This is a genomic window from Bacillus sp. NEAU-242-2 (assembly GCF_027853835.1).
Taxonomy (GTDB): domain Bacteria; phylum Bacillota; class Bacilli; order Bacillales; family Bacillaceae; genus Bacillus; species Bacillus velezensis.
Map to the genome: position 1 here is coordinate 121,000 of NZ_JAPNNY010000001.1, position 21,703 is coordinate 142,702.

Genomic DNA, 21,703 nt, shown 5'->3' on the forward strand with positions numbered 1-21,703 from the left:
CCTGGTTTTTATTATGATTGATAGCCGTTTTCTCTTGCAGCCGATTCATCCTGAATTTCACTGCGGAACGATTCAATGCTTTCATTGCGTCTGGCATTCTTCTCTTGAATGCGCTGTTTTTCCTCATCTGTCGCAAATTCCATTGATTCTTTCGCTTCTTCTATATTTTCAATTGTATTCTGCACCATATCCTGCAGCTTTTCAACGTTATCGGAACGGTCATCCGGATTCGGTTTTTGATCATTGTTTGTCATAATGTCTGCTCTCCTTTGATGATGTTATTCGCCTTTCGTCTGCATGACAATCGGATGTCCGTTTGACTTGTCATGAAACTTTTCCCCTTTATTGCGTTTATATTTAACGGGTTTTGTCCCTAAGTGGCTCGGAGCGTATTGCGGCTGGCCGTCTTTCTTGTTTATGCCCATGTTCATCCCTCCTTAAGAGTATATTTTGCAAAAGGAGGTGTAAACATGACTGCAAATTAAAGGTTATTTTTGTTTGAACCGCTGCTCCAGCTTTTCTTCAAGCTGATTCAAATATTCCGTATTGGTCATCAGCTCACGTTTATTTTCCATAACCAATTCATGAAAAGAACGTTTTCGCATTTTTTTCAATCTTCTCACCTCCGTGTTTTCATTCATTTTTTCCAATTTTTCAAAACCTAAGCCCTTTACAATAAAAAAACTGAACCTCTATTTGAGATCCAGTTTTTCTTTCATTTCTTTTTTTGTCATCGTGCCTACGCGAATGTGCTGAATGGTTCCTTTTTCGTCTAATATGTATGTTGTCGGATAAGAAAGCACGTTGAAATCCCCGTTAATTCCGCTTTTGTCAATCAGAATAGGAAAGGTCAGCTGATAATGATCAGCAAATGATTTCACAGCCTGTATATTTTTTTCAGAGGATGTAAAATTAACGGCTGCTACCGCAATATCAGGATATTCTTTCTGCAGCTCCTGCATATCGGGCATTTCCATTCTGCACGGCTTGCACCACGTCGCCCAGAAATTGAGGAGCACTTTTTTTCCTTTATAATCAGAAAGGGAGATACTTTTTCCTGACAATGTATCAAGTGTAAAGTCAGGGGCTTTCATCCCTTCTTCTGTCCCTTCTTTCGGACTTTTTTGCACAGAATAAATGTTCCAGCCCGCATACACTAACAACCCGATAAGTAACATTCCGCCCAGCCATTTCGCAAGCATCTTAAGGCCTCCCGCATAAAAAGAGAGAAAGCAGACTGCTTTCTCTCCTTTGTTCATTCTGCTACTGTTTCATTTTATCGCGAAGCACCATTTGTAAAATGCCGCCGTGGCGATAGTAATCAATTTCCACTTCACTGTCGAAACGGACAACGACTTCAAACGTTTTTACCGTACCGTCTTCACTGATTGCTCTGACAGTCAGCAAGTCGCGCGGACGTACAGATTCATCAACATCCACCTCAATGACTTCCTTACCTGTTAAGCCGAGTGTATCCGCGTTTTCACCCTGTTTGAACTGGAGCGGCAGCACACCCATGAAGACGAGGTTGCTTCTGTGAATTCTTTCAAAGCTTTCGGCAATGACTGTTCTGATGCCGAGCAGGTTTGTTCCTTTTGCAGCCCAGTCACGTGAAGAGCCCATTCCGTAATCTTTTCCGGCCAGGACGACAAGACCCGTTTTATCTTCTTTATACCGCATGCAGGCATCATAAATAGATGTCACTTCCCCGGTAGGCCAATGTGTTGTGTATCCGCCTTCTGTACCCGGTGCGATTTGGTTTTTAATGCGGATATTGGCGAATGTTCCTCTCATCATGACTTCATGGTTTCCGCGGCGTGAGCCGTAAGAGTTAAAGTCACGAGGAGAAACGCCTTTTTCCTGCAGGTATTTGCCCGCCGGTGTGTCTTTTCCGATCGCTCCGGCCGGAGAAATGTGGTCAGTCGTCACGGAATCGCCGAATTTGCCGACAACGCGAAGTCCTCTTAAAGGCTCAACTTTTCCCGGCTCTACAGACATTTCCTCAAAGAACGGCGGGTTTTGAATGTAAGTGGAATCCTGGTCCCACTTATACAGCGCTTCATCCGTCGTTTCGATTTCGTTCCAGCGCTGGTTGTCGTCAAATACCGTTTCATACTCTTTGCGGAATAATTCCGGCGTAACAGTCTGTTTGACGAGAGAATTGATTTCATCCATGGACGGCCAGATGTCATCGAAATAAACATTTTGTCCGTCATTTCCGACACCGATCGGGTCCGTTTTCAGGTTGATGTTTACAGTGCCCGCCAATGCGTATGCGACAACAAGCGGCGGTGACGCAAGGTAGTTTCCTTTGACAAGCGGATGGATCCGGCCTTCAAAGTTTCTGTTACCCGACAGGACAGAAGTGATCAAGAGATCATTTTTAGCAACTGCTTCTTCAATCTCTGGAGAAAGCGGGCCGGAGTTCCCGATACATGTCGTACAGCCATACCCTACAAGGTTAAAGCCGAGCTCCTTCATGTAAGGAAGCAGACCTGAGTTGACTAAGTATCCAGTAACAACCTTAGACCCCGGTGCAAGTGAAGTCTTCACATAATTCGGCACTTTCAAGCCTAATTCTACCGCTTTTTTGGCTACCAATCCGGCACCGATTAATACATAAGGGTTTGATGTATTCGTACAGCTTGTAATAGCGGCGATTGCAATCGCCCCTGTTTTCATAACCGCATCTTCACCGCTGTTAAGTTTAAATGAAATTTCTTTGTTCTCTTCAGCAGCATCCGCTCCGAATCCTTGGTTGCCGGCCGGGCTGACAAGATGTTTTTTAAACGTTTCCTGCATAACGGAAAGCGGGATTAAATCCTGAGGACGTTTCGGGCCTGAAAGGTTCGCTTCGATTTTTGACAGATCAATTTCCACAACGTCTGTAAAAATCGGCTCTTCCGCGTCAGGCGTATAGAATAAACCGTTGCTGCGGCAGTATGCTTCCACAATATCGATCTGCTCTTCTTCACGGCCGGTCAGACGCAGGTAAGAAAGTGCTTCCTCGTCAACCGGGAAGAATCCGCAAGTCGCTCCGTATTCCGGCGCCATATTGGCAATAGTCGCCCGATCCGCAAGCGGAAGCTCAGCAACACCAGGACCGAAGAATTCAACAAATTTATTGACTACGCCTTTTTCACGCAGCACTTGAGTGACTTTCAGCGCCAAGTCAGTCGCCGTCGTTCCATTAGGCAATTTTCCGACAAGTTTCGCGCCGATGACCTCAGGAACAGGGAAATATGAAGGCTGGCCGAGCATTCCCGCTTCCGCCTCAATACCGCCGACACCCCAGCCGAGGACGCCGATTCCGTTAATCATTGTTGTATGGGAATCTGTTCCCACCAAAGTATCGGGATAGGTCACAAGTTCTCCGTCTTCCTCTTTCGTATGAACAACACTTGCCAAAAACTCAAGGTTTACCTGGTGAACGATACCTGTTGCAGGCGGAACGGCCTGATAATTGTTAAACGCTTTCTTTGCCCAGCTTAAAAATTTATAACGTTCTGCATTTCTTTCGAATTCTAAGTCCATATTAATGGCTAACGCATCTTCCGTACCGGCTTTGTCAACTTGTACGGAGTGGTCAATGACCAGGTCAACCGGAATTTCAGGATTGATTTTATCAGGGTCTCCGCCGACAGAGGCCATGGCTTTTCTTAAAGATGCCAGGTCAACTACGGCCGGAACGCCGGTAAAGTCCTGCAGAATAACCCGTGACGGTTTAAACGGCACATCGATATCTTTTAATTCAGCAGTACCCCATCTTGCTAAATTTTCAACATGTTCTTTTGTAATGACGCGTCCGTCTACCTGACGCAAAACGGATTCCAAAAGAACCTTAATAGAATAAGGAAGTTTTGAAACATTGCCGACCCCTGCGTCTTCCAATGCTTTTAATGAATAGTAGTTGTATGTTTTCCCATTTGAAGAAAATGTTTTTCTTGCTTGGAAAACGTCTTGTGTTGCGACTTTTTGCTGATTTGTCATTCTCCAAAATCCCCCTTCAATGATCAAGATCGTTCTTTAGATGAATGTTCACATTCCATCACAATTTTCTCACAATTTCATCTTAGTATAAAATCATACATAAGTAAATATCAATGTTTTTATTAAATACAATAAGATCGTCTTATCAGCATGATTTTCGGTAAATTTTGTCCGATTTTCCGCCTCATACAACGGGCTGTAAAGAGCCATATTAATGTTGAGGTGATGATCATGGTAAAACGGAAAGCCAATCATGTAATTAACGGCATGAATGATGCGAAAAGCCAAGGCAAAGGCGCGGGTTATATAGAAAATGACCAGCTCGTCCTGACGGAAGAAGAACGGCAGAACAATAAAAAAAGAAAAACAAACCAATAGCCGGAACACCTTAAAAAGGAGGCTTTAACATGACAAATAAAAATACAAGTAAAGATATGCATAAAAATGCTCCGAAGGGCCATAACCCCGGCCAGCCTGAACCGCTGAGCGGAAGCAAAAAAGTAAAAAACCGCAACCATACAAGACAAAAACATAATACAAGCCACGATATGTAAAACAGACCCCGGTGTCTGTTTTTTTGTGCCATTCACCCATTTAAAGCTTCTGCATACGTTATAGCAAGGCTTTTTAATATGGAGGAATGCTTCCATGAATCACTCAAAAAACGCTGAAGAATTTGATGATACGGAAGAATGGCTGCGGCAGTTTTACGAGGACCCGTATGCTTGGTATGACGAGACGCTGCCGATCGATCTATATGAAACAAGCCGTCAATATATCATTGAAGCCGACCTGACGGCGCTGAAGCAGGTGCAGGCGATCACCGTCACTCTTTCGGGAAATGAGTTTATGCTCTCTGTTAAAACGCTTGAACGGACGTTAAACAAACAAATGGTGCTTCCTTTTTATCTGAATGACAAACATATTTTCACTGATTTCACCAACCATATTCTGACCGTCTCCATGAACAAGGAGCCTAATGAGACTCCTGCCTCATTTTCCTTTCAATTTCCTCTATAACATAAAAAAGCCGCTTTCATCCCTCAATGGAAGCGGCTTTTTTGTCCGGTCATATCAGTCATATACCCTCAAAGTGAATCTCCCATGGCCAAATAGCAGAATCACTATACGATAGAATATGTTCTAGCAACCGGAATGACTGGACATCTATCATTTTTTCTATTCTTTTTTTCATGTGTTCTTCTATTCTGTCTTCGTTTACAATATGGTTAAAGTAAGGAGGAGATAGAACAATGCTAGAAGGCTGGTTTATGTGGTTTATTTTATTTTGGGTCATCGTGATGATCGGATTGCTGTCTATCGGCGGGTTTTTTATGTTTCGAAAATTTTTAAAACGCTTACCGAAAGAAGACGGCCGGTCAGAACTGGATTGGCAGGACTATTATATTGAAAAAAGCAGGCACTTATGGAATGCGGGTGACAAGGCGTTTTTGGATGAATTGGTCGCTCCCGTGCCGGAGCTCTTTCGGGATGTAGCCAAAGCGAAAATCGCCGGAAAAATCGGTGAACTTTCCTTAGCGGAGGAAGCTGAACAAATAAACCGTGATTTAATCATCAGGGGTTACATACTCGCCACTCCTAAGCGTGATCATCAATTTTTAAAAAAGCATCTTCGCGAAAAACAGATTGATCTTACTCCTTATCAGGCCCTGCTCAAATAAAAAACCTTTCCGGCGGACGGAAAGGTTTTAATTCATCTGAATATCAGCGGTCTTCAGTTCATTAGAAAGTTTGCGGTAAGACATAAACATCGCGATGCGCCACGGGACAATCATTCCGAAAGCCAGAATCCAAAACATTCCGCTTAAAGCTCCGTAATCAATCGTCGTGCTCAAAATAGATTTCATAGCGATTCTGATAACCAGCAAACCAATCAGGATAAACACAAACGCTTTTGACCGTTTTAAATAGATTTCATTATTTTTAATCTCAAATTTAGATGTTTTAATCAGAAAAATAGAGAAGATCACGCCCAGCGTAATGGCCTCCAAAAATTCTTCGCCCGTCACTCTGAAAATCGGAAAAAGGAACATAAGCGCTCCCGTACTCATGAAAATCGGCGGGAGAATTATTTTTTTAGGTGAAGCGGGCTTGTCGGAGGCTTTAATCCTGACGATCATCACGGAAATTGCCATGGCCGCTGCAATAACGGATGAAATTATAATCATCATCTTTATCATTCCTTTGCTTGCACGGAGTTTGATACTATATACTATACTCCAAAAACATAAAAAAAACCAATTTGAAAAGAGAACACGTTTACGTTCCCGCTACCCGGCCTACGGCCTCCAGCACTTTAGATGCTTCAAACGGTTTAACGATAAAGTCTTTAGCGCCTAATTCAATCGCTTCCAGAACGATCCGCTGCTGCCGCATGGCGGTGCACATGATGATCCGGGCTTTCGGGTCAAAAGCTAAAATATCCTGCAGCGCCTGTATACCGTTTTTGACCGGCATGGTAATATCCATTGTCACCAGGTCGGGACGGATTTTTTGATATACTGCCAGAGCTTCCTCGCCGTCAGCCGCTTCCCCGGCCACTGTGTAATTTGCCGATTCCAGAATCTCTCTGATTTTCACCCTCATGAACTTGGCGTCATCTACAACTAAAACTCGTGTCATATTCCCCTCCACATATTTAACATTAACTAGTCTTATTGTACCAAAAACGAAAGGGTATATAATAGTTCAAAAGTTATTAATCCGTTACAGACCCGTAAATCCTCCGAAAAGATTTGACAGAACGATCAGAATGTAGCTCATCCAGTTAAAAAACAGCATAACTCCGATCAGAATCATAAGAATGCCGCCGATTTTCATGATAAGCAGCTGATGCTTGCGAATCCAATTCATTCTGGTAATAAAAAATGAAAGAACAAGAAAAGGAATCGCAAAACCGAGAACATATAAAAACATATACGGCACTGCTGAAGAAGGATTTGTATTTGCCAGCGAAAACACGGCTCCTAAAATAGGCCCGCTGCACGGCGACCATCCGGCTGCAAACGCAAGACCGATCAGAACCGAACCGATAAACCCCTCCGGACGGCGCTTAAAGTGAATGCGCCGCTCTTTCATCATGAATTTCGGCTGAAACACGCCAGCAGTAATCAGCCCGAAAAGGATCAGCATGATAGCGCCGAACTGGCGGATCGCTTCATGATATTGGGTAAAAAAACTGCCGATAAACGAAGTTCCATATCCCAATGCGATAAAAATCACGGAGAAACCAAGCAAAAAACAAAGTGTATGCACGAGGCCACGCTTTTGCAGCATCACCTTTTCTGTTTTCACCTCGTCCATACTGACACCAGTTATGTAAGATAAAAAGGCGGGGTACAGCGGCAGACAGCATGGAGAAATGAAAGACAGAAATCCGGCCCCAAACGTCAGAAAGTAATTAAAACTCACGATGACACACTCCCTTCGAGTTATGACAAAATCATTTCATTTTTTTAACACTTTCCCGAGAAGGATTACTTTTTATAGAAAAAGCTTATATAATTTAATTTGACATCGAGATATTATACTCCTTCTTATTTGAAAAACAGTATAAATGTGGATATAATAATAGCGACTCAGGTGAAAGATTTATGTATGAAAGGATATATCCCTGTGATTAGAGAGCATCTATTAAATGAAATTGAAAAAAAACGGGCAGAGCTGCTTAAAATCGTCATGACAAACGGAATGACATCAAACATTACGATAGAACTCAGCCAGGAGCTTGACCACCTTCTCATACAATACCAAAAAGAACTGCACACCGGCAGTTGGGGTGAAACATGACGCCAAAATAAAAAACCCTCTCCGGGTTTTTTATTTTTATAACCATGTATCTCTATATCATAATCTGTACGTATTATTTCGCTTGATTATTCATGGCTTTCATCATTTGATTAATTTTCTTTTGAGAAGGTTTCATTCCCATTTGCATCATCATCATGCGTAACATTTGTTCATTAATAGGCGGATTCTTTTTCAAATAGCTCATCATATATTTACGAGCAATAAAAAACCCGAGTGCAACACCTATGAGCAATGCGACAACGCCCACTAGGATGCCAACCCATAAAGTCATTTTATTTCCTCCTTCATGTTGTCTAGTTTAAAGTGTACTAAACCAAAGGCTATTATACAACATTTACATCTCTTTTTCCTCGTTTTTAGACAAAATTTCTTTCTCTGACCGGATTTAACCACCCGTAGCGCCGTGTCTTGAAATCCATTGCAAGAAAACAGGGGCTGATTTTACGCAGAATCTCAAAGAAAATCGTTTCCGCCTCATAATCTCCCGAAGCCGCAATCTCAATTAAACTGTCTTTCATCATGAAGGTGGCGCGGCCCTTTTCTCCGGGCAGTGTAAGCCGGTAAATGGAATCCAAACGGCTGTAACTCATTCGGTTTAAATGCAGCTGGAGATGCTGATGCATATGTATCACCGGAATCGGTTCCGTTATATATTGAACTTGCTTTTCTGTCATTTGATATTCCTGGGGTGTCAGATCTGTCCAATGATAGTCTCGAAACAACTCAAACATAGCCGTTTCCCGCCCGAAGTAGTGGTTCGCAAACTCATCCTTTATCAGGTGCGTATAGTAATGACGTTCCATTTCCTCATCCCCTTTTACAGCGCTTCGTTATTGCTTTCTATTATACAAAAGGAGAAAAGAAAGAATTGTCTATTACTGTTACGCCGCCCCTTCTATTTTTGTCGCATAAACAGGAAAAAGAGGATGATTTGACTCATCCTCTTTTGTCTCGTTATTTGTTTAGAAGTTTTTTCACGCGGTCAACCACGTTTTCTGCAGTAAACCCGTATTCTTTCATAATTGTTTCTCCCGGAGCTGAAGCACCGAAACGGTCAATTGCGAGAACGTCTCCTTCAAGACCGGTAAATTTGCCCCATCCGAAGCTTGAACCCATTTCGATCGCAAGACGTTTCGTCACATTCGGAGGAAGCACGCTGTTTTTGTACTCGGCCGATTGTTTTTCAAAGCGGTCCCAGCTCGGCATGCTGACTACAGATACGTGAATGTTTTCTTCAGCCAGTTTCGCTTGAGCTTCGATCGCAAGTCCGACTTCAGAACCTGTCGCTAAAAGAAGAGCGGCCGGTGATTCCGTTTGGGCTTTGGAAACGATATAAGCCCCTTTTTCCACGCCCGCATACGCTTCTTCAGCCTGCTGATCAATCGTCGGCAGGTTTTGGCGTGTCAATACAAGAGCTGTCGGATGATCTTGGCTTTGAACGGCAACCTTCCATGCAGCTGCGGTTTCATTTCCGTCAGCAGGTCTGATCACAGAAAGGTTAGGAAGTGCGCGTAAAGAAGCAAGCTGCTCAATCGGTTCGTGAGTCGGCCCGTCTTCTCCTACGGCAATACTGTCATGCGTGAATACATAAGTGACAGGGAGTCCCATCAATGATGCCAGACGAATGGCAGGTCTTAAATAATCAGAGAATACAAAGAATGTGCCGCCGAATACGCGGAGGCCGCCGTGAAGCGCCATTCCGTTTAATGCAGCGCCCATCGCAAATTCACGGACACCGAACCAGAAGTTTTTCCCGGCGTAGTCTTTGGCCGTGAAGTCTCCTCCATTTTTGATTGTCGTTTTATTTGAACCCGCAAGGTCAGCAGATCCCCCGACAAAGAAAGGAATTTTCTTGGCGATCCCGTTCAGCACCTCACCTGAAGATGCGCGGGAAGCAAGGCTGCTGCCTTTTTCATAAACGGGAACTTCCTGATCCCAGTCTTTAGGAAGCTCGCCTTTCATGCCGAGTGACAGCTGTTCAGCAAGCTCAGGATATTTTTCTTTATAAGCCGCGAACAGTTCATTCCATTCCTGTTCTTTTTTCGAGCCGGCTTCTTTTACAGCTTGATTGAAATGCCCGTATACTTCTTCCGGAACATAAAAATCTTCTTCAAACGTCCAAGCATACGCTTCTTTTGTCAGCTTGCTCTCTTCTAGTCCTAACGGAGCGCCGTGGACGCCGGATGTGCCCGCGCGGTTTGGAGAACCGAAACCGATCGTGGTTTTCACTTCAATCAAAGTCGGTTTTTTATCATTCTGGCGCGCTTTTTCAATGGCAGCCGTCAATTCAGCGATGTTGTTTCCGTCCTCAACATAAAGAACTTCCCAGTTTATTGCTTCAAAACGCTGCTTTACATTTTCAGAGAAAGAGCGGTCTAAATCGCCGTCTAAGGAAATGTCATTAGAATCGTATAATACGATCAGGCGGCCTAATTCAAGATGGCCTGCAAGAGAAGCGGCTTCGGAAGAAATGCCTTCCATTAAATCGCCGTCTCCGCAAATACTGTATGTATAATGATCAACTACGTTGAATGAATCACGGTTATATGTCTCAGCCAGATGGCGTTCTGCAATTGCCATTCCCACTGCCATCGCAATCCCCTGTCCAAGCGGCCCGGTCGTTGCGTCTACTCCGGCTGTATGCCCGAACTCCGGATGTCCCGGTGTTTTGCTTCCCCATTGACGGAACTGTTTCAAGTCTTCAATGCTGAGGTCATATCCGCTTAAATGCAGCATGCTGTATAAAAGCATTGAACCGTGGCCTGCTGATAAAACAAAGCGGTCGCGGTTAAACCAGCCCGGATTCTGCGGATTTACATTCATAAATTTCGTCCACAGCGTGTATGCCATCGGAGCGGCTCCCATCGGCATGCCCGGATGTCCGGAATTCGCTTTTTCAATTGCGTCTATAGATAGTGTACGAATGGTGGCAACTGATTTCTTTTCAATTGTATCCATTATAATCCCCTTCCTTATTGTTGTACCTTTTCATCATAAAGCGATGCTGACTTTTTCTCAACTCTTTCAGCTTAAATTTGAGATAAACTTGTTGAAAATTGTCGTAAAGCACATCCTGATATTAGTATATACGAAAAAAGAATACGTATTGCCGTATTCTTTCTGTTTAATGAAGATTATTTTTCTGTTGTTCTCTTTTTAATTTTTCAGGGGTGACATCGTTGCCTTCCGGATCAATCACTTTTACGCTCTTTAACGTATTTTTCATTGAGGAGCGGAATCCTTTCAAATACTCCTGGCGAAGCTTTTGCTGTTCAGCTTTTTCCTCATCCGTTATCGTGTTTGATTTAGCTTTTTGAGCCAATTCGTTAATTCTTGCGATTTTTTCTTTAGAAATCATAATAAGCTCCTTTGGTGCGTGTTGATTATATACTACTAAAACGCAGTCTTTTTTACAACTGATGCGCGTCAGCTGCCTTCTGTGTCTGCGGTATATTCCTGAAACCGCCGGTGAACCGTGGCTTTGGACACGTCATAGCCGAATCCTCTTAGGGTCGCTGCGATTTCTGCAAAGGTAAGCTTGTTGGCTCTCAGCCTGATAATTTCCGAAACCGGAACCTCTTTTTTTTCTTTTCCGCTGTTTTCATGTCTGTTTTTCAGGTTCCGTTCAGGTTTGTAGCCGTTTTTCACGGCTCTTTTCATTCCCCGCCGGATTTTCATATTGTGAATTTTCCTTTGATATTCCTCAACAATACTGACGATTTCAAGTACCATCGAATCAGCTTCGGAAAGCTCCAGTTCACCTTTATGAGCCGTCGTATATATCTTTACGTTCTCCCTGTAAATACAATGCAAAAGCGCAATCTTGGCGTTTCCTCTTCCCAATCTCGTTTCGTCCTGCACCAATATCGCGTCAATATGTGATTTTTTAATTTCATCAAGCATTTCAAATACTCCGTCGCGGTCCATTTCATAACCGCTGGCTTTCTCAGAAATGACTTTCACGACTTCCATGCCGTTTGCAGCAGCGATCTCACTGAGCTCTTCTTCCTGTCTTTTTAATGACGTTTGCTGCTGTTCTTTGTTTGTGCTTACGCGGGCATAAATGAGCGCCTTCATTTCTCTCTTTCCTCTCTAATTGACAATGGCCAGCTGATATACGGCCGGATGCTTCTTCTTAATCGGAAGAATAAGTTCGTCTCCGGGCTTTATATCAGCAGTTTGGAGATGATTATTCTCCGTCACCCACTCAATGAAATCTTCTTTATTAATGTGTTTCTTTTCTGCTACATGATCCGCAAGTGACCAGAGTGTATCGCCGTCCTGAACCTTTATTTTAACATATTGGCTGAGGGACTGATCATTTCCCGCACATGAGACAAGTAAAATAGCGGCACTTAAAATCGCAGTAAACAGCCCGACAAATATGATAGATTCTTTCGCCATGTAAACAACCTCCGATAAGAATGTTTGTTCGCTTTTTATATCTTTCAGTATATACGAACAAATGTTTCTGTCAATCGTTTTTTTCGAACCTATGTTTGTACTGTCAGGAAAATCATGCTATAATCTACTTAAAATCGACGTTTTGAGGTGCGAAATATGACGAAGCTATCAAAAAGGCAGCTTGATATCCTGCGTTTTATTAAAGAAGAGGTAAAAACGAAAGGATATCCGCCTTCTGTAAGAGAGATAGGAGAAGCAGTAGGACTGGCTTCCAGTTCAACCGTGCACGGCCATTTGGCGCGGCTGGAGACAAAGGGCCTGATCAGACGGGACCCTACTAAACCGAGGGCGATTGAGGTATTGGATGAAGAAGAAGTCCATATTCCGAAAAGCCAGGTCGTAAACGTTCCGGTCATCGGGAAAGTGACGGCGGGTATTCCGATTACGGCTGTTGAAAATATCGACGAGTATTTTCCGCTTCCTGACCGGATGGTTCCTCCGGGCGAACATGTCTTTATGTTAGAAATCATGGGAGAAAGTATGATTGACGCCGGCATTTTTGACAAAGATTACGTCATTGTCAAACAGCAGAACACGGCCAATAACGGAGAAATCGTCGTAGCTATGACCGAAGATGATGAAGCGACGGTTAAGCGCTTCTATAAAGAAGACAATTATGTTCGGCTGCAGCCGGAAAATCCGACGATGGAGCCGATTATCCTGCAAAACGTAAGCATTTTGGGAAAAGTGATCGGCGTATTCAGAGCCGTCCATTAATTCTATTAAACTTCATTTATCGTAAAAAACCCCTTACAGAGGGGTTTTTTTGCATAAAAAAAGCAGATTCGCCCTGGCTTAAGAAACGAATCTGCTAAGGAGGAAAAACTTACATTCTTATTATCCGACATCACACTTTTGAAGTCAACTAATAATGTTTCCCTCAAGAAACTTTTCATCCATTTTTCAACTTTGTATATTTGTGCGTGATGAATTTGCTTTTGTTTATCTTTTCTTTGGGCGGGTGCATCAAAATTTATATATGAATATTTAGTACATAGTACAATAAGTTATATTTAAATATAAAAAAACCCGCTGCCTTTAGCGAGTATCTATTTTCAATCAAAATGATAATATTCTACACCGTAAAACCCTTTAATATAGACGGGACCACAGACGTTTGAAGAACTTTCAACCAGAATCCTGTATTTGTGATACGGATCAATTGATTTTTTATCCTGGGCACTGAGGTTTAGCCAGCTGCCGCTGTAGTTTTTAGAACTTAATGTATAAAAATTTCCGTTCAGCGCCATCCGCTGGAGTTTCATGCTTAAACCGCACGAAGAGTCGTTCATTATGGTGAACTTATAGCCTAAAAAATAATCGTCGGCAGCTACAGCCCCCGGATTTTCAATATGAAACTCTTTTGCGTTTCCCTCCAAAGTGAAGCTTGTTTTTGATCCGAATTCAATGGTAGCCGCTTTAGCTGAGTGTATTCCGCTAAAACATAATAAAAAAACAGCAATACATATCCAATATTTTTTCATTTTCATCCCCCTTTTTACATATTTTAACTTGTGAATCCTGTGATGTCTATTCACATTTTACTTTATAACCACTATATACCAGTTTAAAAATTTGCGGATTGCTTATAATGAAGAATAAACGAAATAACGAAGGTGGTTCAAATGAAACACGTAATTGCTTTCGCTTCTAAAACGGCGCTCACACTTGCTTTACTGTACATTGTTCTGGATCTTATGTACCAAGTAACCTTTTTAAACGTTCTGTTTATTACAGTGATCTTAAGTTTAATCACTTATTTTGCGGGTGATTGCATGATTCTGCCGAGAACAAGCAATTTCACAGCCGTTGCAGCTGATTTCGGAATTTCATTCATTATATTATGGATATTCCTGATGAACATTGGCGGGTTTAATGTCTCTCCTGCCGCGGCATCGGTTATCTCTGCACTTTGCATTTCTGTTTTTGAGGCATTTTTTCACCGGTATTTGCAGCAATATGTACTTCCCGAAGATTATCAGGACACAACAGAGACGGATAGCACGCTATGGAGCTATCAAACCGAGGCGTCTGAAGAATTAGTGCCGGAAAAAGACCCTCAGGAAAAAACATAAAAAGGAGGCAATCGCCTCCTTCTCTTTTTACTTTTGCTTCTGATCGTCCAGCGGCAGCTGCAGCAGTGAGTCTGTGCCTGTCGCTTTCGGCGTTTTTCCGTCCCATTTTTCAATCCATTTATATTTGATCATTTCATCGGACATTGATTTCTTAATGATTTCGTTATAGTCAGCGATCCCTTCCGCTTCAATTTTTTTCTTTTTCGCTTCGGCTTCGGCTATTTTAATTTCAGTTTGTGTCCGTTCAAGTTCCTGTGAAGACTTCACCCTTGCATCGATGGCTTCCTGTGTGGCTTTATCCGGCTTTGGTACGCCAAGCGTCAGATCATCAATTAAAAATCCAAGACTCTTCATATCATCAGCAAATCTCTTTTGAACATCGGCAGCGGCTTCTGCAGATTTTTGCCCGTATGTGTCAATAACCGAGTATTTGCTGATTGATTTTCGCGCCGCATCCCACAGCCTTGTTTTTAAATATGTATTTTCGATCGTTTCCACATCTACCGCCCCGAATTTGTTAAACAGATCGACTACTTTATCAGGCTGCACGACATAGTTATAAGCGATATCCATTTCAATATTTTTACCGTCAGAGGTTGCCACTTTTATATTTTCATTATTCACTGTCTGCATACGCACCGGGTATTCCGTTACTTTATTAAATAATCCGACTAAGTGCCAGCCTTGGTCCAATGTGTCGGATTTTACCCCGCCATTCGGTGAGTATACAACCCCGACATAACCGTTCGGTATTTTTTCAATGAATAGTGACGCTGTGACGCCCGCAATTAAAAGGGCTGCACCTATAATCACACCGCCGAGAATTTTTTTTGTGTTTCCGCGCTTATTTTCGCTCATGCTGATCTTCTTCCTCCCATGACTTTTTTAATTTTTTGGCTCCGCTTCCCACTTGTTTAAAGATTGGACTAAGCATCAGCCATAAACCGAATCCGATGATGACAAGAAGAATGATAGACCCGATCATCACTTTCATTTGCCCACCTCTTTTCTTTCATCCTGTCAATTATGTATACGATCTTAAGAACTTAAAGTTTCATAAATTTCAAAAGAAAAAGCCCCGCCGACAAAATAGGCGTGCTTATTAATAATTGTCACTGATAAAATCAGAAATCGTTTTTGTGAATTGATAAAAGGTCTTATTTTGTGTGGATGCTCTGCTTTTCAGCGTAAAAGTGTCAAATAGTGATGTTCTGAAGCCGGTGCTCATTTCGATTTGGATACTCAATCCGGATGAAGATTGATTGGCAAGGTTGTTCGGACTGACGCCTGCATATTTATCATTTGTGCCAAGAAGAACGGCTGGATACCCGTGCCGTTTCAGCACATCGGTCAAAAGTTCGGCCCGTTCTCTGTCTGTACCGCCGATTTTTATCTTTTTATCATCACTGCCGTAACCGTGCAATGAAATGACATTAGAGTGCTCTTTCACCATTTGCACGGCCTTAGGTTCATCGAAATGCGAACTTGTCAAATGCAGAGCCGCATTACCGGCTGATTTTAACCCTTCAAATAAATATAAACTCCGGTTTTCGGCAATTTCTCTGGCTAACTCACTGGTCCCCGGCTCTATGCCTCCGCCGTGTATAGCTAATATGAGGACAGAAGGGTCATGCTCCCGCGTTGAAATGGAAAAATCGGAAGGATCTTCATTCAGCTTTAATTCCTCGAAACTGCCGTAAATATCTGAAGCGGCATCAGCCCGAAAGAACGGCAGAAGCAAAAACGGTAAAATTAAAACTGAAATTCCTTTTTTGGTTATTGATGGCATTTGTATGTTTATGTTACAATACAAATGCTTCAGCCTTTGAAGCGAACGGCAGAACAGGGTGACTTTGGACGGTTTCTTCTGCTCTGCCTCTTTGCCAGCTGCTTTACGGTCTACTCTTCTAACCCTTTTTTCCATAACATCATCCTTTCTTTTGTTTGCACTTTTGTCACAATATTATATACGTTGGACAAAACCTCCGTTCATCTTGAAGAATAAAAACATCAAAACAACCTCTATCCTTTAACCTAAGAAAGTCTTTCTGTTCAAAGAGACGGAAAGCTTAAATGATAAAAATGAAACCCTTCTCCTTAGTTTTGTTTGATTTCCCAATTTAAGAATCCTCGAAACAAATTGAATGTAACTGTTGTTTCCATAAAAAAAGACTGCTGTTAAGCAGTCTTTTTTTCGTTTTATTTCGTGCCTGTTGATCCCAGTCCGCCCCGGTCATTGTTTCCGAGCTTGTCTACTTCGATCAGCTCCACTTCAGGCATTTTCTTCATGATTCTGAATTGGCAGATCCGCTCCCCCTTGGAAATGTCGGTATCCCGAAGAGCGAATGCAGGAAAAAACCAGAAGTCATTGTCGCCTTTATATGATTCATCAATGACTCCCATTGAATTTGTCTGAATGATACCGAAATGCTTATATGTACTTGAACGCGGAACGACATGGGCCTCGTATCCTTCCGGCAGTTCCATCGCAACTCCAAGCGGAATAAGTTTGAATTCGCCTTTTTTGATTGTTATATCTTCAGCTGCCCGCAGGTCAATCCAATCGCCCTGTTCAATTTTACTGATTCTCGTTTGCGTATCATCTGAATATTTAATTTTGATTTGTAAAGTCATGTTCGCTGCTCCTTTTGCTTCCCTATTTCAGTCGTATTGATGACCAATCCGTGCCCCATTATACCATTTAACTGATAAGAATGTTGATTTTGGTGTATATGCAGCCGAAGAGGAAGCACGGCGAAGACAATGAGAATAAACCTAAAATGAGGACCCCTCCTATCAGTTTTTTCCTCCATTTTCACATGACAGTTTCAATTACAATAATGTAAAGCTTTATATCCGTTCTTTCAACAGAGCTTTTTTTAAATTTCACCTTGGTTTCAAAAGGAATTTCGTTCTGAATAAAGAATTTGAAGAATAAGCGCTTAAAGGGCGCGCGATTTTTCTGTCCCCTGCCTCAGGCGCTTATATCAAAAGAAAGAGGTGTCTTTAGAATGGTTCAATTTAAAAACTTTCCTGATCCGTCTTTAAACGCCCCATTGCAGTCTCGCCCTGCACATCCCTCTGAATTGGAGCATCTCAAAGCAAGGATGCAGAATTTTATTAAGCATTCCGCAACGGATGATAATCTTGAGATCGCAGATGCCCGGGTGACGGCGGAAGGAATGGTCACCTCACTTTTAAAAGAACGGCTTGATACAGAATACGAAATGCTTATGAATAAAATCACCCGGGAAGTGAATGTGGAGGATTACGGAGCGGTCCCTGACGGCCGGGACAATACGGAAGCCTTTCGGAGAGCGATCGGGAACGGCCGGGTCAAAGTAAATGTTCCCGCAGGAGAATTTTTGGTTCAAGGGATAAAACTCCCCTCCTGGACTACCATTTCCGGTGAGGGACAAGGGATTACCGTGCTTAAGCTTCATGAGGACACTCCCGCATACGAATGGGTCGTTACTAACGATGATTACGAAAATGGAAACCGTAATATTTTTGTCCAGAACATGACTTTAGACTGGAATCCTGATCGTCAATGCGGAGTCAGGAACCCCGGAGGACAGTTTTCCAGCTGTTTAACATTTGCTAATGTGCAATACGGCTGGATTAAGAATGTTGAAACGGTTAACGCGGGTCTGCATGGTATAGATATTACATCTCCGACTTACGATCATTTGCCTGACACAGAATGGACGAAAGACGGCTGCCGTTATATATGGATTGATAACTGTGTGGCATACGGCGCCGGAGACGACGGCATTACCACCCATTACAGCGAATATATTTTCATTTCCAACTGCCATTCCGGAAACCCCCGCGGCACAGAGCATGCTGAGGGCAGCGCAAACTCGAACGGCATTGAAATTGACGACGGCTCTAAACATGTGTGGCTTTTAAATAACTATACGAGCGGAAATATCCGCGGGATTGAGGTAAAGGCGCACAGCCTGTGGCCGGCTTCTCAAAATGTTCATATTATCGGTCATGTTTCGTATCGTGATGTACGTTCATTTGATATTCGTCATATCGGCCATCATCAGGCCTCAGATCCCGAAAGCACGACGGCTTATGATGTTACTTTAACCGATTGCACCGCGATTGAACCGGTATTCAATGCTCTCTATGACGGTGTGACCCCGAGGGCGCTGGTCATCTCTGCCTATAAAAACGTTAATGTAAACGGATTCACAGCTATTGGTGATCCCTCATACGACTATGGCGGGAATCCAGTCGTGGCTCTTCAATACCGCAGTCAAAATATTACGATCAACGGCATTAAAATACGCGGCTTTACACAAGCCGGGGTTGACATCAATATATCCGGCGGATCTAATAAAACCGATTATGTTAAAATTTTAAATTTTGATATATACAAGTCTTCTCCTAAAGGCATCTCAATCGGCGGAGGCCAATATAACGTAAATATTATGAACGGTACAATGATCGGAGACGGCGGTTCCGTCGGAATTACGTCCCCTAACAGTCAGGCTGTCATTCTCGGGGTGCAAGCGGAAGGTTACAGCGCGGCCGCATCTATAAAAGGACAGACTTATGAGCAGATCCCCGTCAATTTAAAGGGAGGCGCACAGCTCGCGACCAGCTCCGGTTTTGCATTCAACCCGACAAGCGCCGTTATTGCGGGAACAGGCGATATTACGGCTAGGGGTGACAGAAATGCGATCATCAGCTCTTCCGGAGGTTCAAGTTCTGAAGGTTCAAGGGCATTTATCGCCGCTTCAAACAATGTCCATATTACAGGCGGCAAAGTCTCCAGAACGATTCTGTCATCAGAAAGCATTACATTGGAAGAACCATACACGGTTGCCGGAGGGCATCAGTCCATCAAATGGAAACTGGATTCAGCGGGCGGCCACGGTACGTTCGCCGGAGCTGTCACCTCTTCCCTGTCAGGGTACGGAGAATATTTTGAAAGTGTAACCGGCCAGACGATTCCCGCCGGGACGATCGTCACAGTGAAAGGCGAAAAAATTGAACCGGCTCACGTCGGAGATTATATGCTCGGCGTCATTTCAGAAACAGCCGCTTTTATCTCAGGAGCCGCAAGCTTCGGATGGCAAAGCCGCTTTTTGACAAATGAGTTCGGCGGTTTCATATACGAAAATGTGACTGACGAAGAAACAGGAGAAACGGTACGCGTACCGAAACAAAACCCGGACTGCAGTCCGGCTCTTGAAGCTGACTATGAAGCACGCGCGGCCAGAGACGAATGGCATATTGTCGGACTCAACGGCCGGCATTACGTACGGGTCGACAGTACGGTCAGCCCGGGAGATTATATCACGGCTCATAACGGAACCGGGACTAAAGCCGCGGAAGGCTGGAAGGTATTGAAACTGACGGCCTTATACAGTGCTGAAAAAGGGTACGGCATTGCAATTGCGGTTATCAAATAGGGTCTCAATATCAGGATCATCTCCTCTCTTTTCTATCGGGCGGGTATGATCCTGTTTTTTATACCGAATGAGATGCCTCTTTTTCAGCATACCGTTTCATTTGTCCAAGCCATCCATGCTTTCTGTCATAGAATACTACCGTCAGATGAAAAAAGGAGGAATATGAGTATGGATATGGATATGGGTATGAACGGACATTATGATCACCAGCCAAAGCAGCCTAAACAAAAGAAGAAACAAGATAAAAAGCATCTTGATTATGATTACATCGTTGTTTATAAAAGAAAATGCAAAAAATGTAAAAAATGCTGCTGACTTGACATATCAACACTTTTTACACCCGGTAAACCCCGGGTGTTTTTCTTATTATGGCGTTTCTCCGGGCTTTTTTCACCCAAAATCCGGTCATCTTATCACAATACATAAAAAGACTCTATTATTTTCTTCCCTTTTCGCCTAATGAAAAGTATTTCATTTACAGAAAACAACACAAATAGAACGACATGACTTTTGAGAAAATCTACTCTTTGCTTGGTCAATTTCTCTGCGATACCATGAATTTGCAACAATTTTTAAAAATTTCCTCAGGAGGTCATAGACATGAAAATCGCCAGAACAATAGTCGGATCATGCTTAGCTTTATCTCTAACAATTCCTTTCACAGCCAGTGCCTCAGCAGCCAGTCAGTCTGAACACGCAAACGCGCCTCACGTTTCACCCGTTGCAAATCCGTTAGAAAGTAAATTACCCCAAACAGCAGGCCAAAACGTAAAAGCAGCAGGTGTTGATGCCGGGCTGAACGTAAACGTAGATGTTCTCGGAATTTCAGATCGCATTGCTGAAGCGGTTAAGTCAGATCAAAACCGAACCGGCTGGGTAAAAAATGTCATGGAAACAACATTTTACGCATCAGGACAGAAGTACAACGTCATGGTGTTCAATTTAAATCAAGAATATGAAGACCGCTTTAACGGCGTTCAATTTTACGGATCAGCCGTTTATGACGGCATTACTTACGGAATCTGGGTCTTCGAAGACGGTTCCTTTGATAACAAAGGAGACGGGGGCTGGATCAATTGGGCATTCAGAGGATGGTTCGATCGTGATAATCAGCATATTGAATTCCACAGACCTTAATACAGAGAAAACTTGCGGCAGCGCCCGCAAGTTTTTATTTTGATAACGGGATACTGTACATTTTTCACCGTTATAACGACTATACTTGAAGTGCGGGCTCCGATCGCAGCCCCGGTAAAGTCTTTCAAAGTGAGGGTATGCCATGTCAAAGTCTTTAAAAATAGTGTTGTGGAGCATATTGGTTTTCATTATCTTGTTAGTGATGATCGGAATCGTTTCTTACAATCAAACTCCGTCTGCAGAAAGCGCAGCAAAAAGAATGCTTTACAGCGTCTAATCAATTTTAAGCCTTCATCGGCTTTTTTTATTTACCGCAGAACACTTGAAGTTCTTCTGTTTAGATCGTTACGTTCCCATTCGGAATGGAGTATACGCGTATATCACCAGGCAGTCCGTTTTGATACATGGTTCCGATTATGCCTTTCGCATCTTTTTTCTCTATTCCTCATCACATCCACTTTTTTCATGCTACTGCTCTTGAAACCAACCAATCATTTCTTCAGCCTGTTCCGTTGAATCAAAAGGGTCCAATCCTAATAGCGTGTGTTACATTTTCATTTTTAAAAAAACAAGCCAACTGCGCATCCTCTTCGCAACTGCTCAATATATGAGCCTATCCATTTCTATTACAGGAAGCAGTACGATTCCTGCTTACACTCATTTTAACGGATGGCCATGTGGAGGAAATATAGACTAAATAACCTTTTTTCAAAAAGTAAACTAGCATCCCTATCAAACTTTTCATTTCGGCATAGTATGTATTAATCCTCTTTAGGA

The 21,703-nt window shown here is 42.9% G+C and carries 29 protein-coding genes; 10 read left to right on the forward strand and 19 right to left on the reverse strand.

The annotated features are described in order from the left end of the window. Positions 1 to 11: 11 nt before the first annotated feature. From tlp to acnA, 5 genes are all read right to left on the reverse strand, one after another. Positions 12 to 254: a small acid-soluble spore protein Tlp gene (tlp, locus tag OWN49_RS00300; protein ID WP_003153975.1), complete on the reverse strand. Its 243-nt coding sequence runs from the start codon at positions 252 to 254 to the stop codon at positions 12 to 14. Between the two features lie 24 nt (positions 255 to 278). After that, positions 279 to 425, reverse strand: coding sequence for an acid-soluble spore protein N (locus OWN49_RS00305; protein WP_003153977.1), 147 nt, complete (start codon positions 423 to 425; stop codon positions 279 to 281). 63 nt (positions 426 to 488) lie between these two features. Next, positions 489 to 614 carry an FbpB family small basic protein gene (locus tag OWN49_RS00310; protein ID WP_012117651.1) on the reverse strand — a complete coding sequence of 42 codons (126 nt, stop codon included), beginning with the start codon at positions 612 to 614 and terminating at the stop codon, positions 489 to 491. 78 nt (positions 615 to 692) lie between these two features. Then, the gene (locus OWN49_RS00315; RefSeq protein WP_003153980.1) at positions 693 to 1,202 is read right to left on the reverse strand and encodes a TlpA family protein disulfide reductase; all 510 of its coding nucleotides are present in this window, start codon (positions 1,200 to 1,202) and stop codon (positions 693 to 695) included. 61 nt (positions 1,203 to 1,263) lie between these two features. Next, a complete protein-coding gene (acnA, locus tag OWN49_RS00320; protein WP_003153981.1) occupies positions 1,264 to 3,990 on the reverse strand; it encodes an aconitate hydratase AcnA in 2,727 nt (908 codons plus the stop codon). A gap of 231 nt (positions 3,991 to 4,221) precedes the next feature. Here acnA and sspO point away from each other — a divergent pair, with 231 nt between their 5' ends. From sspO to OWN49_RS00340, 4 genes are all read left to right on the forward strand, one after another. Further along, positions 4,222 to 4,368 carry an acid-soluble spore protein SspO gene (sspO, locus tag OWN49_RS00325; protein WP_003153982.1) on the forward strand — a complete coding sequence of 49 codons (147 nt, stop codon included), beginning with the start codon at positions 4,222 to 4,224 and terminating at the stop codon, positions 4,366 to 4,368. Between the two features lie 29 nt (positions 4,369 to 4,397). Continuing rightward, a complete protein-coding gene (locus OWN49_RS00330) occupies positions 4,398 to 4,544 on the forward strand; it encodes a small acid-soluble spore protein P (RefSeq protein WP_003153984.1) in 147 nt (48 codons plus the stop codon). Between the two features lie 94 nt (positions 4,545 to 4,638). Further along, a complete protein-coding gene (locus OWN49_RS00335; RefSeq protein WP_003153985.1) occupies positions 4,639 to 5,010 on the forward strand; it encodes an Hsp20/alpha crystallin family protein in 372 nt (123 codons plus the stop codon). Positions 5,011 to 5,243: 233 nt separating this feature from the next. Further along, positions 5,244 to 5,672 (forward strand): DUF2621 domain-containing protein, encoded by a 429-nt coding sequence (locus OWN49_RS00340; protein WP_003153987.1) that lies wholly within the window; start codon positions 5,244 to 5,246, stop codon positions 5,670 to 5,672. 27 nt (positions 5,673 to 5,699) lie between these two features. Here OWN49_RS00340 and OWN49_RS00345 read toward each other — a convergent pair whose 3' ends face one another. From OWN49_RS00345 to OWN49_RS00355, 3 genes are all read right to left on the reverse strand, one after another. Then, positions 5,700 to 6,191: a CcdC family protein gene (locus tag OWN49_RS00345; protein WP_088005392.1), complete on the reverse strand. Its 492-nt coding sequence runs from the start codon at positions 6,189 to 6,191 to the stop codon at positions 5,700 to 5,702. Positions 6,192 to 6,270: 79 nt separating this feature from the next. Then, positions 6,271 to 6,633 (reverse strand): response regulator, encoded by a 363-nt coding sequence (locus OWN49_RS00350; RefSeq protein ID WP_071391776.1) that lies wholly within the window; start codon positions 6,631 to 6,633, stop codon positions 6,271 to 6,273. Between the two features lie 84 nt (positions 6,634 to 6,717). Further along, positions 6,718 to 7,425 (reverse strand): cytochrome c biogenesis protein CcdA, encoded by a 708-nt coding sequence (locus OWN49_RS00355; RefSeq protein WP_088056486.1) that lies wholly within the window; start codon positions 7,423 to 7,425, stop codon positions 6,718 to 6,720. 201 nt (positions 7,426 to 7,626) lie between these two features. Here OWN49_RS00355 and OWN49_RS00360 point away from each other — a divergent pair, with 201 nt between their 5' ends. Then, entirely contained in the window at positions 7,627 to 7,800 is a 174-nt protein-coding gene (locus OWN49_RS00360; RefSeq protein ID WP_012117647.1) for an aspartyl-phosphate phosphatase Spo0E family protein, read from the forward strand. A 73-nt stretch (positions 7,801 to 7,873) separates the two neighbouring features. On the opposite strand, the gene OWN49_RS00365 is transcribed toward OWN49_RS00360, so the two are convergent. The 6 genes from OWN49_RS00365 to yneA all read right to left on the reverse strand — a co-directional run bounded on the left by OWN49_RS00365 (position 7,874) and on the right by yneA (position 12,225). Then, complete coding sequence (locus OWN49_RS00365; RefSeq protein ID WP_003153994.1) at positions 7,874 to 8,092, reverse strand: YneF family protein; 219 nt, start codon at positions 8,090 to 8,092, stop codon at positions 7,874 to 7,876. Positions 8,093 to 8,177: 85 nt separating this feature from the next. Beyond that, complete coding sequence (gene sirA / locus OWN49_RS00370; protein ID WP_069013573.1) at positions 8,178 to 8,624, reverse strand: sporulation inhibitor of replication protein SirA; 447 nt, start codon at positions 8,622 to 8,624, stop codon at positions 8,178 to 8,180. Positions 8,625 to 8,775: 151 nt separating this feature from the next. After that, positions 8,776 to 10,779, reverse strand: coding sequence for a transketolase (gene tkt, locus OWN49_RS00375; protein WP_077722384.1), 2,004 nt, complete (start codon positions 10,777 to 10,779; stop codon positions 8,776 to 8,778). A 166-nt stretch (positions 10,780 to 10,945) separates the two neighbouring features. Beyond that, positions 10,946 to 11,179, reverse strand: coding sequence for a DUF896 domain-containing protein (locus OWN49_RS00380; protein WP_003153997.1), 234 nt, complete (start codon positions 11,177 to 11,179; stop codon positions 10,946 to 10,948). Between the two features lie 68 nt (positions 11,180 to 11,247). Continuing rightward, entirely contained in the window at positions 11,248 to 11,898 is a 651-nt protein-coding gene (locus tag OWN49_RS00385) for a YneB family resolvase-like protein (protein ID WP_003153998.1), read from the reverse strand. A gap of 15 nt (positions 11,899 to 11,913) precedes the next feature. Then, positions 11,914 to 12,225, reverse strand: a complete 312-nt coding sequence (gene yneA, locus OWN49_RS00390; protein ID WP_077722383.1) for a cell division suppressor protein YneA — start codon at positions 12,223 to 12,225, stop codon at positions 11,914 to 11,916. 156 nt (positions 12,226 to 12,381) lie between these two features. Here yneA and lexA point away from each other — a divergent pair, with 156 nt between their 5' ends. After that, the gene (gene lexA, locus OWN49_RS00395) at positions 12,382 to 13,002 is read left to right on the forward strand and encodes a transcriptional repressor LexA (protein WP_003154004.1); all 621 of its coding nucleotides are present in this window, start codon (positions 12,382 to 12,384) and stop codon (positions 13,000 to 13,002) included. Positions 13,003 to 13,340: 338 nt separating this feature from the next. Here lexA and OWN49_RS00400 read toward each other — a convergent pair whose 3' ends face one another. Continuing rightward, the gene (locus OWN49_RS00400; protein WP_077722382.1) at positions 13,341 to 13,769 is read right to left on the reverse strand and encodes a hypothetical protein; all 429 of its coding nucleotides are present in this window, start codon (positions 13,767 to 13,769) and stop codon (positions 13,341 to 13,343) included. A gap of 141 nt (positions 13,770 to 13,910) precedes the next feature. Here OWN49_RS00400 and OWN49_RS00405 point away from each other — a divergent pair, with 141 nt between their 5' ends. After that, the gene (locus OWN49_RS00405) at positions 13,911 to 14,360 is read left to right on the forward strand and encodes a YndM family protein (RefSeq protein WP_003154009.1); all 450 of its coding nucleotides are present in this window, start codon (positions 13,911 to 13,913) and stop codon (positions 14,358 to 14,360) included. A gap of 27 nt (positions 14,361 to 14,387) precedes the next feature. On the opposite strand, the gene OWN49_RS00410 is transcribed toward OWN49_RS00405, so the two are convergent. The 4 genes from OWN49_RS00410 to OWN49_RS00425 form a co-directional block, all read right to left on the reverse strand. Continuing rightward, positions 14,388 to 15,218 carry a prohibitin family protein gene (locus OWN49_RS00410; RefSeq protein WP_003154011.1) on the reverse strand — a complete coding sequence of 277 codons (831 nt, stop codon included), beginning with the start codon at positions 15,216 to 15,218 and terminating at the stop codon, positions 14,388 to 14,390. Beyond that, complete coding sequence (locus tag OWN49_RS00415; protein ID WP_003154013.1) at positions 15,205 to 15,354, reverse strand: hypothetical protein; 150 nt, start codon at positions 15,352 to 15,354, stop codon at positions 15,205 to 15,207. The genes OWN49_RS00410 and OWN49_RS00415 overlap by 14 nt, the downstream gene beginning before the upstream one ends. A gap of 108 nt (positions 15,355 to 15,462) precedes the next feature. Next, positions 15,463 to 16,284 (reverse strand): poly-gamma-glutamate hydrolase family protein, encoded by an 822-nt coding sequence (locus tag OWN49_RS00420; RefSeq protein ID WP_077722381.1) that lies wholly within the window; start codon positions 16,282 to 16,284, stop codon positions 15,463 to 15,465. A gap of 275 nt (positions 16,285 to 16,559) precedes the next feature. Further along, a complete protein-coding gene (locus tag OWN49_RS00425) occupies positions 16,560 to 16,994 on the reverse strand; it encodes a dUTP diphosphatase (protein WP_003154017.1) in 435 nt (144 codons plus the stop codon). A gap of 377 nt (positions 16,995 to 17,371) precedes the next feature. Here OWN49_RS00425 and OWN49_RS00430 point away from each other — a divergent pair, with 377 nt between their 5' ends. The 3 genes from OWN49_RS00430 (at position 17,372) to OWN49_RS00440 (ending at position 20,926) form a co-directional block, all read left to right on the forward strand. Then, positions 17,372 to 19,789 (forward strand): peptidase G2 autoproteolytic cleavage domain-containing protein, encoded by a 2,418-nt coding sequence (locus tag OWN49_RS00430; protein ID WP_077722380.1) that lies wholly within the window; start codon positions 17,372 to 17,374, stop codon positions 19,787 to 19,789. 168 nt (positions 19,790 to 19,957) lie between these two features. Continuing rightward, entirely contained in the window at positions 19,958 to 20,104 is a 147-nt protein-coding gene (locus tag OWN49_RS00435; protein WP_164672386.1) for a hypothetical protein, read from the forward strand. A gap of 285 nt (positions 20,105 to 20,389) precedes the next feature. Continuing rightward, positions 20,390 to 20,926, forward strand: a complete 537-nt coding sequence (locus tag OWN49_RS00440; protein WP_017417867.1) for a hypothetical protein — start codon at positions 20,390 to 20,392, stop codon at positions 20,924 to 20,926. Positions 20,927 to 21,703: the final 777 nt, after the last annotated feature.